Annotated in this window: 11 protein-coding genes; 4 read left to right on the top strand and 7 right to left on the bottom strand. The window is 65.5% G+C overall.

Going from position 1 to position 13,396, the window contains the following annotated elements:
* Positions 1-576 precede the first annotated feature (576 nt).
* Positions 577-1,101, bottom strand: a complete 525-nt coding sequence (locus SVXhr_RS12785) for a hypothetical protein (protein WP_275737647.1) — start codon at positions 1,099-1,101, stop codon at positions 577-579.
* 307 nt (positions 1,102-1,408) lie between these two features.
* Between SVXhr_RS12785 and fer the strand changes: the two genes are divergently transcribed.
* The gene (gene fer / locus SVXhr_RS12780; RefSeq protein ID WP_275737645.1) at positions 1,409-1,798 is read left to right on the top strand and encodes a ferredoxin Fer; all 390 of its coding nucleotides are present in this window, start codon (positions 1,409-1,411) and stop codon (positions 1,796-1,798) included.
* A 127-nt stretch (positions 1,799-1,925) separates the two neighbouring features.
* On the opposite strand, the gene SVXhr_RS12775 is transcribed toward fer, so the two are convergent.
* Positions 1,926-2,765: a helix-turn-helix domain-containing protein gene (locus tag SVXhr_RS12775; RefSeq protein ID WP_275737644.1), complete on the bottom strand. Its 840-nt coding sequence runs from the start codon at positions 2,763-2,765 to the stop codon at positions 1,926-1,928.
* Between the two features lie 270 nt (positions 2,766-3,035).
* Here SVXhr_RS12775 and SVXhr_RS12770 point away from each other — a divergent pair, with 270 nt between their 5' ends.
* The 3 genes from SVXhr_RS12770 (at position 3,036) to SVXhr_RS12760 (ending at position 6,838) form a co-directional block, all read left to right on the top strand.
* Positions 3,036-4,040, top strand: coding sequence for a TFIIB-type zinc ribbon-containing protein (locus SVXhr_RS12770; RefSeq protein WP_275737643.1), 1,005 nt, complete (start codon positions 3,036-3,038; stop codon positions 4,038-4,040).
* A gap of 204 nt (positions 4,041-4,244) precedes the next feature.
* Positions 4,245-5,504 (top strand): OFA family MFS transporter, encoded by a 1,260-nt coding sequence (locus tag SVXhr_RS12765; RefSeq protein WP_275737642.1) that lies wholly within the window; start codon positions 4,245-4,247, stop codon positions 5,502-5,504.
* Between the two features lie 101 nt (positions 5,505-5,605).
* A complete protein-coding gene (locus SVXhr_RS12760; protein ID WP_275737641.1) occupies positions 5,606-6,838 on the top strand; it encodes an MBL fold metallo-hydrolase in 1,233 nt (410 codons plus the stop codon).
* Between the two features lie 18 nt (positions 6,839-6,856).
* Here SVXhr_RS12760 and SVXhr_RS12755 read toward each other — a convergent pair whose 3' ends face one another.
* From SVXhr_RS12755 to SVXhr_RS12735, 5 genes are all read right to left on the bottom strand, one after another.
* Entirely contained in the window at positions 6,857-9,151 is a 2,295-nt protein-coding gene (locus tag SVXhr_RS12755; RefSeq protein ID WP_275737640.1) for a type B DNA-directed DNA polymerase, read from the bottom strand.
* Between the two features lie 11 nt (positions 9,152-9,162).
* Positions 9,163-9,534 (bottom strand): hypothetical protein, encoded by a 372-nt coding sequence (locus SVXhr_RS12750; RefSeq protein WP_275737638.1) that lies wholly within the window; start codon positions 9,532-9,534, stop codon positions 9,163-9,165.
* 5 nt (positions 9,535-9,539) lie between these two features.
* Complete coding sequence (locus SVXhr_RS12745) at positions 9,540-10,484, bottom strand: hypothetical protein (RefSeq protein ID WP_275737636.1); 945 nt, start codon at positions 10,482-10,484, stop codon at positions 9,540-9,542.
* Between the two features lie 169 nt (positions 10,485-10,653).
* The gene (locus tag SVXhr_RS12740; RefSeq protein ID WP_275737634.1) at positions 10,654-12,216 is read right to left on the bottom strand and encodes a hypothetical protein; all 1,563 of its coding nucleotides are present in this window, start codon (positions 12,214-12,216) and stop codon (positions 10,654-10,656) included.
* Between the two features lie 137 nt (positions 12,217-12,353).
* Positions 12,354-13,364 (bottom strand): Cdc6/Cdc18 family protein, encoded by a 1,011-nt coding sequence (locus tag SVXhr_RS12735; RefSeq protein ID WP_275737633.1) that lies wholly within the window; start codon positions 13,362-13,364, stop codon positions 12,354-12,356.
* Between the last annotated feature and the right edge of the window lie 32 nt (positions 13,365-13,396).

The following is a 13,396-nucleotide window of genomic DNA, read 5'->3' as shown; positions in this document are numbered from 1 at the left end:
GACCCATGTGCGTGGCGTGAGCAAACTCGCGAGCGCCCGCTACTGGAAAAGCAAGGATTTGAATGAGACCTGACGCGCACAGCGAAGCGAGCACGTCAGGGCGTGGTTCACAATCCGAGCGGGCCCAGTCAACTATTAGGCGTTCTGTGGCCGCCCAAATCCAGAGTAAGGGGCACTCAATCTGCCAATATCGGCAAGAACGCATTTTTGGGAACGGGGGTGCGAAATCGGCGGTCAACAAAAATCACCGTCGGACCCATCACGTCGGTCGACTGCCGTAACCGGAGGGATGCCCGGTGAGTCGTTCTGCACAGACTTCGATCAACGCAGATGCCGAGAGAGCAGTCCGGAACCAATCACAGGACGCCCATGTGCCGATCGCTGCGCCGGGGAGACCAAGGCGATCACCGTCGCGAGAACAACACTCCGGGAGATCGGTTCTTGAGGAGTCATTAAGGCTACTTCCCTAAAACACACCGCCTGCAGTTGCGAAAATCGAGCCAGAGCGGACCCCCTGCAGGTCGTACAAATTTAGAGATACATCTAATCTTGAAATGGACTACGGCACTACCAGTATCATTGAATAATAGCGATGAGTGTGGATATATTTAAATAAATGAGTTCAAGAATCGGGATAGATAGTGAGGCGATGGAAAGACCGAGATAATACAACAGAAGCAGTCGTTCTTTTGTCCAGTTTTGCTCCCAAGAATCCTCGCGGTAGTCTGCTGGAGCCGAGAAAAACTGATCCGGAGAATCAACCGTTTCGAAATCAAAATTCACGTTTTCAAACTCATTTATTATATCTTCTAGATGATTGGATATTTCCTTTCGGCTATTTAAGTATGTCCTTGTCCAAAGAAACATGGCCAAAAAGACCCCTGAGGCAAAGATTGAAAGGATACCCCTAGTCAAAAATGTAGAGCTTTGTGGGAGTACTCCAACCAAGGCCCCGAAAACGACAATACTAATATAGAAGGTTGTGTGTATTATCTCGTTTGTTGTCAATTGTTCCTCGACAAGCTGACTGTATCTATCCATTAGAAAATCGAGTTCCATTTTGTCTTCCTGACCACTTGAACTGGGCATTGTTGCATTCACCTCCTCACATTTCAGTATACAGTCTAAAGAAAAAGTATTGCCGATTTATGATAAGTTACCGCACGTGTATTCGAATCGGCTATCTCGTGGGGCCGATACGCCACAAACACGTACACTCCGCCCTCACGCCGAAGCCGGTCGTAGTACTTCCGAAACCCCCGAAAGCGTCTCTCCCTGCCGTTGGCTCGCTCGATTCGGCTTCTATCAGCCGCTTCCGAAGAAGAGTAGGATATTGGTGATTACCGCCCGAAGAGGGGATAAATCGATTGATAAAGTACTATACTCCATGATATTGAATTGCTAGAAGATGCCTAAAGTAGAATACCTCAATTTCGACGTGGTCGACGAGAACGGCTGGGACATCGAGGACGAGAACATTTTCGAGAAGGCTGCCGCTGCCGACCTCGACGACGAGGATTACGGCGTCCTGGAGGTCGAGGAGGGCGAGTTCATTCTCGATGCGGCCGAAGACGAGGGATACCACTGGCCGTTTTACTGCCGAGAGGGGAAATGTGCGGTCTGTGGGGCACGGGTACTCGATGGGGAAATCGAAATGCCCGATCAAGAAATCATCACAGAGCAGGAGAAAAAAGAGGGCAACGTTCGACTGACCTGTGGAGGCACGCCGGTCGAAGACGACACGAAAATCATCTACAACGCCAAACATCTGAATCTGGATTGGTATAGCTACGTTTAGGACAGATACAGTCGGTATCTATCCCGTGCGCCTGGCAAAGTTCGAGACAGGACCGATGGTGTCAATTTTGAGTTGCGAGCCCGCTACACAGTACTGACGGCCCGACCGGGGGCGGTGTCCGAAGCCGTCACGACGTCGCTTCCGCTCGTTCTCCGCCGCGCTGGATCGCGTCGGCGAGCAGTGGGCGCATCATGCCAACGAGCGGGGCGGTATCGCCGTCGGTCCAGACTGCGCGGTGTTTGCGGACGCCGGGCAGCGACGTCTGGATGTCGGCACTGACGAGCAACTGAGCGCCGTCGACCATGAGGATCGCGCTGACGGCACCGGGCTGGATCGGGTGGGAGTCCCACCACGTCCAGGTTTCCAGCACGCGGGCGTCGGGCAGGGCCGTGCGAAGCCGCTCGCGAACGGGCTCGGCGGGTGAACCGATCACGATGTCGACACCGCGATCGCTGGCCGCCCGCAGCGCCGTGAGCAACTCGTCGGTCAGCAACTCCTCGACCGCGATGGCGAGCAAGACCTCGTCGGTCGCGTCGTCGAGCAGGCCTTCCATGCGCTCGCTGACCTCCGCGTCGCCCTCCATGACCCAGACGTCGCCGTCCTCCTCGTCGGCCGCCGGCGACTGGAGTCGGGGGAGCAGCGTGCCGATCCGATCGAGTACCGTCGACAGACGGCGGTCGAGCATCGATACCGCCTCGTCGGGATCGACGGCCCGGAACTCCCGGGGGGTCCCCTGCTGAACATCGACCAGCCCCCGCTCTTTGAGCCCGTCCATACAGTCATAGACACGAGCGCGCGGGACGTCGGCGACCTCGCTGACCTCCTTTGCCGTCCCCTGGCAGAGACGCTCCAGCCCGACGAAACAGCGTGCCTCATACTCGGTAAAATCAAGCGTTTCGAGCAACTCGACGACCTCCTCGACGACGGATCGATCCTCCGCAGTCGAATCAGATAGTTCCCCTGTCATTGTGGTGTGAACGCCCCGTCGGTTGGAAACGATTGGTCCTCCGTCTGAATAATCCTTTGGACGTTTCTACGGTAATCGTAACATACGTGACGACCCGGACGACCGGCTGAAACGCGATATACCCGCCAACCTGGCCGAGAAGCCGGGATAACGTATCGAATAGTACGATGGGAGTATCCACGTTGTTTCTACTGGAGTAAAAAATAGACGTAACATCTAAATGCACCCGTCGACTACGTACGGGCACACGAGGCAGGCGGCAGTACCATCATGTCAGGAACCAATTCGGTACGAACGGTATCCGAGCACCGCGCAACCGAGCGGAACGCCGAAAGCAAGCAGTCCGGCCGGGTCGAGACCTGTCCGGAGTGTGGCGGGACAGTCACAACCGACGACGGGCGTGGCGAGCGTGTCTGCGAGCAGTGTGGTGTCGTCGTCGAGAGTGACGCGATCGATCATGGGCCGGAGTGGCGGGCGTTTACCCCCGCCGAGAAGGACGAACGGAGCCGGGTCGGGTCGCCGACGACGAAGCTCCTCCACGACGAGGGGCTCTCGACGAGCATCGGCTGGGCGGACAAGGACGCAAGCGGCCGCACGCTCTCGTCGTCCCAGCGCGAGAAGATGAGTCGGCTTCGGGTCTGGGACGAGCGCTTTCGTGCGACGGACTCCCGGGATCGCAATCTCAAGCAAGCGCTTGGCGAAATCGACCGGATGGCCAGTGCGCTTGGCCTCCCGGAGAACGTTCGGGAAACCGCGAGCGTGATCTATCGCCGGGCCTTGGACGAGAATCTCCTGCCCGGTCGGTCGATCGAGGGGATGGCGACGGCGTCGCTGTATGCCGCCGCCCGCCAGGCCGGGACGCCCCGGAGTCTCGACGAGTTCGAGCCCATCAGTCGCGTCCGCCGCCAGAAGTATTCCCGCGCCTATCGGTATCTTGCCCGCCAACTCGAACTCGGGATCGCCCCGGCCGATCCGGCGGAGTACCTGCCACGGTTCACGTCCGACCTCGAACTGGGCGATGAACTCGAACGACAGGCACGGGAACTACTCTCGGAACTCAAAAAGACGGGCGAACACAGCGGGAAGAACCCGACCGGCCTTGCTGCCGGCGCGATCTACGCCGCCGGACTGCTGACCGGCGACCGCATCACCCAGCAGGAAGTCGCCGAGACGGCCGACGTCAGCGAAGTCACGATCCGGGACCGGTACTCCGAGTTGCTCGAAGCCCTCGAAGGCGATCAGATCGACGCTCGCAGCGAACGCGGCGGGAACTGATACAGCGACATCGGAGAGGACCACTCGAGCGCCCGTTTTTCGCGGTGTATTGTTGTCGTGACGGGCTGACAGAGTAGGCGAGGGCGATCGCTGCCTCGACCAGGCGCCCCGTCGCCGACTGGCGTGACGACAGGTATAATCGGATCGGGGCGCATGCCTCCGAACGTCCGAAGCCATGGCGGGAATCGATCGAGGGGGACGGCAATGAGCGAAGGGGTCGATCACGCCGCCCGCGCCCGGGAAGCGCTCGGGTTCTCGCGGTGGTGGCTGGTACTCGCGGCCGCGGCCATGATGGCCGTCGTCGGGCCCTACCAGTACGTCTGGAGCAGTCTCAGAGAGCCCGTCGCGACCAACCTGGGGATCGACAGCGCCGCCCTCTCGACGGTCTTTACGCTGTACGTCGTGATCCAGGCCGGCAGCCAGTTCCCCGTCGGCTGGTGGCGCGACCGCCACGGCCCGCGAGCGCTCGGCATCCTCGCGGCCGTCCTCGCCGGCGGCGGCTACCTCGCGCTGTCGGTCGCGGAGACGGTCTGGGGGATCTATCTCGCCTATTCGCTAGGTGCTTTCGGCGTCGGCATCGTCTACACCGTCGCAGTCAACACCGCGCTGAAGTGGTTCCCGGACCGCCGGGGCCTCACGGCTGGCGTCGGCACGATGGCCTTCGCCGGCGGGAGCGCCGCCCTCGTCCCGTACGTCCGGGCGAACGCGGGGCCCGGGAGCCCGGTCACGGCCTACGTCGACGTCCTCCAGCACGTCGGCGTGCTCATCTTCGCCGTCGTCTTCGTCGGCGCGCTGGTCCTCCGGGATCCCCCCGCGGCGTGGCGCTCGGGGGACGAAGGATCGGACGTGAACCACACCGGCCGGCAGTTCTCCTGGCGGGAGATGCTCCGGACCCGGCAGTTCTGGCTCATGTACGCGATGTTCGTCGCCGTCGCCAGCGCCGAACTCATGCTGATCGAGAAGGTCGTCTCCTACGCGGGGACGCTCGGCCTCGCCGCGACGATCGCCACCGCGGCCGCGACGCTGCTCCCGGTCGCCAGCGCAGTGGGCCGACTAACCGTCGGCGGGATCAGCGACCGCGTCGGCCGGACGGCGACGATGACGGGCACGTTCGCCCTGGCCGGGATCGGGCTGTTCGCGGTGGTCGGCTTCGGCCGGAGCGGGATCGGCGCGGCGTTCGTCGGCGCGGTCGTCTTCAGCGTCTTCTTCTCGAGCCCGCAGTACACGCTGTTTCCCAGCGCCGTCGCGGACTTCTACGGCGAGAAACACTCGAGTGCCAACTACGCGCTGCTGTACTCCGCGAAGATCTGGGGCGGCGTCTTCGGCGGGACCGTCACCGGCGCGGCCGTCGTCACCCTGGGGTGGAACCAGACGTTCCTGCTCGGCGGCGGCCTCGCCCTGTTCGCCGCCGCCGGCGCGCTCGTCCTCGACCCGCCAACGGTCTCTCGAGCCGACGACGCCTAGCCGGACGGCGAGCGTAGCGAAGCCACCGGGCCGCGGCGCGGGCCGGCGGATGCAACCTGAAGCGACGGACCCAAACCCGGCGACGCACAACGACGACGCGAATGAAGCTCCGGTTTCTGGGCGGCGCTGGCGAGGTGGGCCGGAGTGCGATCCTCGTCAACGAGTCGCTGCTGCTGGATTACGGGATGAAGACCGAGACCCCGCCGCAGTTTCCGGTCGGCACCGTCGAGCCCGAGGCCGTCGTCGCCTCCCACGGCCACCTCGATCACGTCGGCTCGATCCCGTCGCTGCTCTCGGGGAGCCGACGCCCGCCGATCCACTGGACGCCGCCGACCCGGGAACTCGCGCTGACGCTCGCCCGGGACACCCTGAAGCTCCACGGCGGCACCTACGACTGCCCGTTCACGGAAGTCGACGTCAGGCGCGTCACGCAGGTCAGCGAGACCCACGGCTATCGCGAATCCTTCGAGGCGGCCGGCCACGAGGTCACCTTCTTCAACGCCGGCCACATCCCCGGCAGCGCCCACGTCCTCGTCGACGACGGCGAGACGCGACTGCTGTACACCGGCGACTTTCACACTGACAACCAACGGCTGGTCGCAGGAACCACGGCCCGCCCGGACGCGGACGTGGTGCTCACCGAGAGCACCTATTCGGACGTCTCCCACGAGGATCGGGCGACCCTCGAGGAGCGCTTCGCCGAGAGCGTCAAGACGGCGCTGTGGGAGGGCGGCACCGTCGTGATCCCCGCCTTCGCCATCGGTCGGACCCAGGAGCTGCTCATGATCTGTGAAGCCCACGACATCCCCTGCTACGTCGACGGGATGGGAAAGCAGGTGACGAAGATGCTCCGTCACCATCCCGACTTCGTCCGGGATTCCGACGCTCTCCAGCGGGCGAAATCACACGCCCGGTTCGTCGACGGCCGCGACGGCCAGCGCAAGCGCATCGCGGCACAGAACACGGCGATCGTCACCACCAGCGGGATGCTCTCGGGCGGCCCGGCGATGTCGTACATTCCCGAGATCCGCGATCGGCCGGTCAACAAGATCGCGCTCACGGGGTATCAGGTCGAGGGGACGCCGGGCCGGGACCTGCTGGAGACGGGCAGCGCCGAAATCGACGGCCAGCGGATGCCCGTCGCCGCGCAGGTCGAGTCCTATGACTTCTCCGCGCACGCCGATCGTGCGGGCCTCGACGCGTTCCTCGATGCCTACCGCGAGACGCAACTCCTCGTCAATCACGGCGACAGATGCGAGCAGTTCGCCGCGGAACTCTCGGCCGACGGCTACGACGCGACGGCACCCTCGAACGGCGAGACGGTCGAGGTGTGAGGATCTGCCGTCGGATCCCTAATAGCGAGACGAATCGGCACCACGACCGCAATCGACCGTATCAAACGCCGACAGCGTCGCGTCCCGCTCGCCGGCGAGTGCGTCCCGGACGTCCGCGTCCGTCCAGTCCAGCGGGCCGAGGACGCCGACCGCGGCCCTGATCGCCGCCTCGCGGTAGTAGCCTGCGTCGTAGTCGCTCTCGTCGTCGATCTCCGACGCCAGCCGCACTCGGTCCATCCCATCTCTGTCGTCGTCGCGGACGACGTAGACCACGTCTTGACCCGGCGCGTAGTCCAGCCCCATTGCCTCACCGCGCTCCAGCACGGCGACGGTGCGGGTCCGGTGCGTGTAGGCGTCGACATCCTTCGAAGCGCGATTCCGGACGAGCAGGTCCGTCGTCGGGACATCGCCGGCCGCAAGAGTTGCGAGGTGGGCCGCGAGCGTGTCGATCACCGCGCTCGGATCGCGCGTCCCGTCGAACGTCTCGATGAGCGACCGCTGAAGCCCCGCGACCCACGCCGGGGTCGAGCGCTGCCGGCAGGCGAGCCCGCGAACCTTGAAGGGGTCGTCCCCGTCCGGATCGCGCCGACTGCCGAAGTACTTCGTCAGCGCCCCGCCCTCGCCGTCGCGTCGGGGGCAGAACGCCACCCAGTCGAAGGCCCCCTCGTGCTCCAGGGCGATCCCGACATCGTCGGTGATTTCCGCAGCGATAGGGTCGAGTGGCTCCTGGGTCGCCCCCTCGCGGGGCGTCACCCAGATCGAGTCGACGATGCCGTGCAGGACCGACCAGCCGCCGGCTTCCAGGCGTTCTTTGGCCGAGAGGAGGACGTCGCGTGCGTGGGCGTTGATCGCCTCGTGGACCTCGATCCGGCCGAACTTGGCGTTGCTGAACCCCTGATACCCGAAACACGAGACGAGGATCCACTTCAGGGCGTCCACTTGCCCGGAGAGTGCGCGTCGCTCGGCGGCCGAGAGGTCGTCCTCGGCCAGCCGGCGTTTCATCGCGGCACGGTCGTCGATGATCGGCTCGAGGACGTCGGGGAGATAGCCCTCGCAATCACAGACGGAATAGCCCAACTCGGGCACATCGTCGCCATCGTGACACCCACACCGGACCGTCTCGGGCGAGAGATTGTGTTCGCAGATGATGTTGGGGTACATCGACGCGAAGTCGAGTTCGTGGACGGTGTCGTGAACGCCGACGATCGGTGAGAGCGTGGTTCCGCCCCGATCGGCGTCGTGGAGCGTCCGGGCGGTCTTGAACCGCTCCGGTCGCCAGGCCCGCCACTGGACGAGGACATCCCGCTTTCGGACGGCCCGGATCTGGATCGCCGTGAGCACATTGCCTATCGACGCCCAGGACAGTTCCTGCAGCGGCTTGCCCGACCGGGCAACGAGGTCGAGTGCCCCCGCGAGGTTCGTCTCGCCGAGGAAGAACGTGTTCGAACGGTCGATCACGACCCGGCCGGGGACGTTGTACCGCGCCGGGGAGTGCATCCGTCGCCCGTAGGACTCGAAGGTCGACGCCCCCGCGAGTTGCTGGACGGCCGGGATTTCGTCCCGCGATTCACGGCTCGGGACGCGCTGGAGGCCGAGGTCGACGCCGTGCTCGGTGGCCGCCTCGTCGAGCAGCGGGAGGATATCGCTCCGTTCGACCCAGAGCACGTCCGGATCCTCGACCGCCAGCCGCCGCCGGAGCGTCGAAAGCGTCTCCTCGACGGTGTCGCCGGCCGGCTGCGTCGCCGCCGACGTGGGCTCGGCAGTGACCGTCGGGGCCGTCGGGGCCGTCGTCCGCGCGCCGATCGCCAATTCGGTGAGATCGCCCGCAGCCGCCGCCGTCCGGGGCAGGTCCAGCCGAAGCACGCGCGGGGGCCGCCCAGGCGTCGGGTCGATCCCGGTTTCCAGACAGTACCGGAACTCCGGCGAGAAGTCCACGTCGAACGCCCGGAAGGGAACCCGACCGGGTGGGCCGCGATCCTCGACGAAGCGGGCGACCGCCCGGACTGTATCGACCCGGTCGACATCGATCCGGAGGACGGGCTGATCGGCAAAGCGAAACCCTGGCGACTTCCACTCGAAGCCAAGGTCTACGACAGCCGGATGCATCCCGAGATCCGTCCGGAGATCGGCCAAATCGGCGATGCAGGCCTCGGGGTCGGGGTCGCGTTCGGTCATCCCACGCGCCGCGACCGCGTACACCGTCGGGCGATACGCGGCCGCGCGCGACGCCGACCACGCCGGTTGATCGACGGTGCCGTCGAGGGACCACACGAGCGGGTCGCCGTCGCCGAGGAAGTCGATCGTGAAGACCATCGCCCGAAACCTCACCCTGTTCTTTCGTGTGGAGATGTCTCATTCTCCGCCGAGATTTCGTCGTATTGGTGCCCGAAATCGTCGATTTGGGCTTCGAGGTCGTCGACGCGATCCGCCTGCTCGCCGATCTCCCCTTCGAGTTCGTCGAGTCGCGCTCCGAGGTCGTCGATCCGCCGTTCCTGGGCGAGCGAGATCGCGAGCAGGACCGGCACGATCGGGGAATGGTGGTTCAAATTGCCCGCCGCGTCGGCGTGCGTTCGGGCGTGCCCGAGGAGGCGATCGAAGCGCTGCTGGTCCTCGTAGCGCAGCGCCCGCCGGAAGGGGGCCCAGCGGCCCTCGACCGACCGGAGCACATCCCGGAACGTGGGGTTGGTCCGTCCCATCGTTGTCACCTGATTTCCGCCGGCCCGATGGTTGGCGTCGATGCGGTCGATCCGGATCCACTCGCCCCGACGGAGCCGCCGGACGCGACGGCCGGGTGCCGAGCCCGGAGGATCTCCGCCCAGTAGGTGATCGTCGTCTGGTGGACCCCCTCCTCAACGCGGTAGACCAGCGTCTCGAAGTCGAGGTCGTCGCACTCGAATCGGGGGCCGAACTGGGTTTCTTCGAGGGCGATCGTCGTGGCAGCCGCCTCGATCGGGTCGGTGTCGCTGTCGGCCCTGGACCGCGTCAGGATGACCGGGATGTGGTGTTCGCGGGCGATCGCGGCGAGGGTCGCCAGCGAGCGCGTGAGGAGGCGTCGAGCGTCACCGTCCCGGAGTTCTCCCTTGCGGTAGAGCGCGTCGAGTGCCGGGGCGACGACAATTGCGGGGCGGTCCGTCGCCGGCGCGCCGAAGGGCGAATCGCCATCGCTGTCGTCGGCCAGCCACCGGCCGAGTTGCTCGACCAGGGTGTAGTGCTGGTGGGTCGTGAACGCGCGGGCGACGTGGACGCGATCGAGCGCACGCTCGGCCGGGGCGACGCGGGCGAAGGCGTGCGTCGTGGCGTGGCCCCCCGCGTCGACCCAGACAACGTCGCCGCCCGCCGAGAGCGCGGTATCGAGTGCGAGCGCGTGAAGCGGGCCGACGACGGCGTCGCGTCGCGATCGCGCGGTTCCCGCGTCGGGTTCCAGCAGATAGAGGTCGTCTTCGAGCCTCGGCAGTTCCGGGAGGGCGAGGCCGTCGTCAACGTCCACGGCGGTCGCCGCGTCGTCGATCTCGCCACTGGATCGCTGCCGTGCACGCTGGCCCGGGAGGTCCTCGCTACTCGAAACCGGCCATCGCGGGTCCCCGATCGACGATCCGCCTCGCCGGCTGTCCGCTCCCATCCGTCCGGTGATCGCGTCGTGTTCCATACGACAACGATCCGCCGGGACCGTCAAACCGGCTGGTGTGTCGTTTCATGGTTTCCGGATCGGCCGAAAACAGGGTGAAACCGGGGGACTGCACCGCTATCGGCGTCGTTTCCGGGTCGGTTCCGGATGCCGGGTCGCCATATTGGTTTCCGGAAGCGTCACATGGCACTCACTCCCAGAGGTCCTCGATCCCGACCCGGATCGTGACCGGCCCGTCGGGCGATTCGAGGATCACGGGCGAGCGATCCGCGATGTCTCCCGCTATACTGACCTCGTACGTCGGGGTTTCGAGGCGCACGGTCCCGACGCCGGGCTCGAGCAGGCCGATGGCGTTCCGGAGCCCCGTCGCGTAATCGACGGTCATGATCTGTTCCGGGAGGACTCGCTCGTCGGTCTCGGCCTCTGGGGCGCGCTCGACGGTGAGCCGGTGGTTCCGCCGGCTGGTGTCGACCTCGGGATGGACCGCCTCGATGGTGTCACCGCCGCGTTCGATGGACAGATCCGCGGCCGGCGTCACCGCGACTGGGTCGCCGTCGAGTTCGAGTAGCGCCGCGTAGCAGCGGTACGTGTCCTCGAACATGAGGTCACGCGCGTAGGCGTACAGCCCCGGCCCGAGGTACGGAACCGTCCGCCGGTAGCTGTCGTCCGTGTCGTCGAATCCGGGCGGACCGCCGAGCCGCCGCCCGTTGAACAGTGTATGTGTTTTCCGAGCGATGCTCCCGGGCTGGAGCGATCCCCCTGGCAGCGGAATGTTCTGGAGTGCGATATGATACCACGTGTCATCGTGCAATTTGTACAGTCCCCAGTTGTACGGGTTGAGCCCGAACGCCTGCTCGACGGTGTGATTGACGAGCGTGAAGTCAACCCGTAGCGGGAGGGTTCCCGCCTCCGTCTCCGGGTGGAGGAAAACCGGCGTCTCGGGACCGGCCTCGTGATACCAGACCCTCTTAGTCACGTCTTCGCGGGTGGGAGGCGGCGGCGGGACGTCCCGGCCCGCGTGGATGGATTCCTCGCTCGGCCCGGGCGCGGTCCGGTCCCAGATGCCGATCGACAGGTGGACTTCGGAGGTGTCGGCGGTACTGTATCGCCCGGGGACGGGCACTCGGCCGTCGAACTCGACGGTGTCGGCGACGAGCGCCCACTGCCCGTAGATGGTCTGGCCCGGGGCGAGTCGCAGGTAGTCCGGCGTGTCACGATCGGTGCGCTCCCGGACCCGCCAGACGCCTTCCCCGTCGCGGTGGAACGACGGTTCCCCGTCGACGAAGTCGTGTGCTGCGGTCGGTTCCAGCAGTTGCACGAGGTTTCGGTCCCTGCCCGGGATCGACACGTCCAGATAGCCGTCCGGCCGGAACCAGCCGTTCCCACCGAACGGCGAGAGCTTCTCGAAGGCGATTACGTGCTCGAAGTCGCCATTATTGGTGAGTGTCCCCTCGACGAGCGCGGGGCCGTCGGCGTCCGGTTCCGAGACGAACTGGAAGCTGTCCCACAACCACTCCTCGTCACCGCCCCCACCGCCCGCGCCCAGCGCGTAGACGCGGTCGGTGGCCGCGGCCGTCACGATCTGCGAGCCCTCCGCCTGGAGCGGATCGCGCTCCGGGTCTGGCTCGGGCGGGGTCGCCACCGTCGGCCCCGCGACGGTCGTCGTTGCCCCAGGCGTCTCGTCGCTCGCGGGGGCCGTACACCCGGCCAGCCCGGCGGCGACGACCGTCCCGAGGAAGGTACGCCGGCGCATGATCCGGGAGTTCGTTCGATGCCTGCATAAGTTTTCATCCGACTATCAGTTCCGTGACGTGGGTTCGACCCTGACTGTCGGGTCGTCACCACTCGGCCATGGGTTCCATCGCTCCCCGAAGGTGGACGAACGCACAGCTACTCCTCGGCGATGACGCGATACGTCCGGGTCGGGCCACTCCCGTCGGCCTCGACCAGGTTGTACTGTTCGAGTTTCTGGAGCCACGACCGGACCGTCCGTTTCGTCCGGGGATCCTCGACCGCCGCGACGTACCGATCGTAGACCTCCCGCGGCGGGAGCCCGTCGCTCTCCTGGAGGATTTCGAATACTTTCCGTTGCTCCTTGTGGAGTGCGTCGAGGGCCCGCGACCGGACTTCCCGGCGGGCTTCGGGGATCGCGGCCTCGACGTGTTCGTCACGGACAGCGTCGGCCCCGTCGCGGTCAGCCCGCCGTGCGGCACTCCGGAGGATGCTCAACCCGACCCGGGCGTCGCCGGCGGCGGCGTCGGCGATCCAGCGAAGCTGGTCGAAGTCGACGGCATCAGCGGAAAGCCCGTGGTCGACGCGGTCGGCCATGATGTCGGTCAGCTCGTCGATGTCGTAGCGATCGAAATGGATCGTCTCGGCGGTGTGAAGCCGCGACCGGACGCGCTCGTCGAGGCCGGCCAGCAGCTCTTCCTCGTCGTTGGTGATCAGGACGACCGCGAACGTGGGGAGGCGATAGAGATCGTAGATAAGATGGCCGTCCTCGAGCTGGTCGACCTCGTCGAGCGTGACGATCACCGGCGGGCCGTCGTAGGCTTCCAGACGGTCGAGGAGTTCGTCGTGGGGCGTCGACTGGCGGTGGACGTCGATCGTCCGGCCGAGCCCTTCGAGAATCCGATAGAGGGCTTTGAATCGGGTGTACGATTGCCAGCAGTTGACGTGGATCGACTCGACGTCGAGGGCGGTCTCCCGGAGGCGGCCGACGACGAACTTCGCGATGGTGGTCTTGCCGGCCCCCGAGGGGCCGGTGAGCAGCGCGGACTCGGGCGGGTCGCCCTCGACGACGGGTTCGAGGACGGCCGAGAGCGCGTCGACCTCGCCGTCGCGGTGGACGACGTCGTTCGGGACGAACTCCTCGCGGAGCACGCGGGCGTCCTCGATCATCAGGCGACGATTTCGCGGCGAGCGTGATAAGC

Origin of the sequence: Halorhabdus sp. SVX81, from assembly GCF_029207715.1 — an archaeon.
In the GTDB taxonomy this organism is placed as follows: Archaea; Halobacteriota; Halobacteria; order Halobacteriales; family Haloarculaceae; genus Halorhabdus.
Note: the sequence above shows the minus strand (reverse complement) of the source record. Positions and strands in the feature narration are given on the sequence as shown.

Coding starts and splice junctions, on each gene's coding strand:
- SVXhr_RS12740 (WP_275737634.1), bottom strand. CDS start 12,216: ATGCGCCGGCGTACCTTCCTCGGGACGGTCGTCGCCGCCGGGCTGGCC.
- SVXhr_RS12765 (WP_275737642.1), top strand. CDS start 4,245: ATGAGCGAAGGGGTCGATCACGCCGCCCGCGCCCGGGAAGCGCTCGGG.
- SVXhr_RS12750 (WP_275737638.1), bottom strand. CDS start 9,534: ATGGGACGGACCAACCCCACGTTCCGGGATGTGCTCCGGTCGGTCGAG.
- SVXhr_RS12775 (WP_275737644.1), bottom strand. CDS start 2,765: ATGACAGGGGAACTATCTGATTCGACTGCGGAGGATCGATCCGTCGTC.
- SVXhr_RS12745 (WP_275737636.1), bottom strand. CDS start 10,484: ATGGAACACGACGCGATCACCGGACGGATGGGAGCGGACAGCCGGCGA.
- SVXhr_RS12770 (WP_275737643.1), top strand. CDS start 3,036: ATGTCAGGAACCAATTCGGTACGAACGGTATCCGAGCACCGCGCAACC.
- fer (WP_275737645.1), top strand. CDS start 1,409: ATGCCTAAAGTAGAATACCTCAATTTCGACGTGGTCGACGAGAACGGC.
- SVXhr_RS12755 (WP_275737640.1), bottom strand. CDS start 9,151: ATGGTCTTCACGATCGACTTCCTCGGCGACGGCGACCCGCTCGTGTGG.
- SVXhr_RS12735 (WP_275737633.1), bottom strand. CDS start 13,364: ATGATCGAGGACGCCCGCGTGCTCCGCGAGGAGTTCGTCCCGAACGAC.
- SVXhr_RS12760 (WP_275737641.1), top strand. CDS start 5,606: ATGAAGCTCCGGTTTCTGGGCGGCGCTGGCGAGGTGGGCCGGAGTGCG.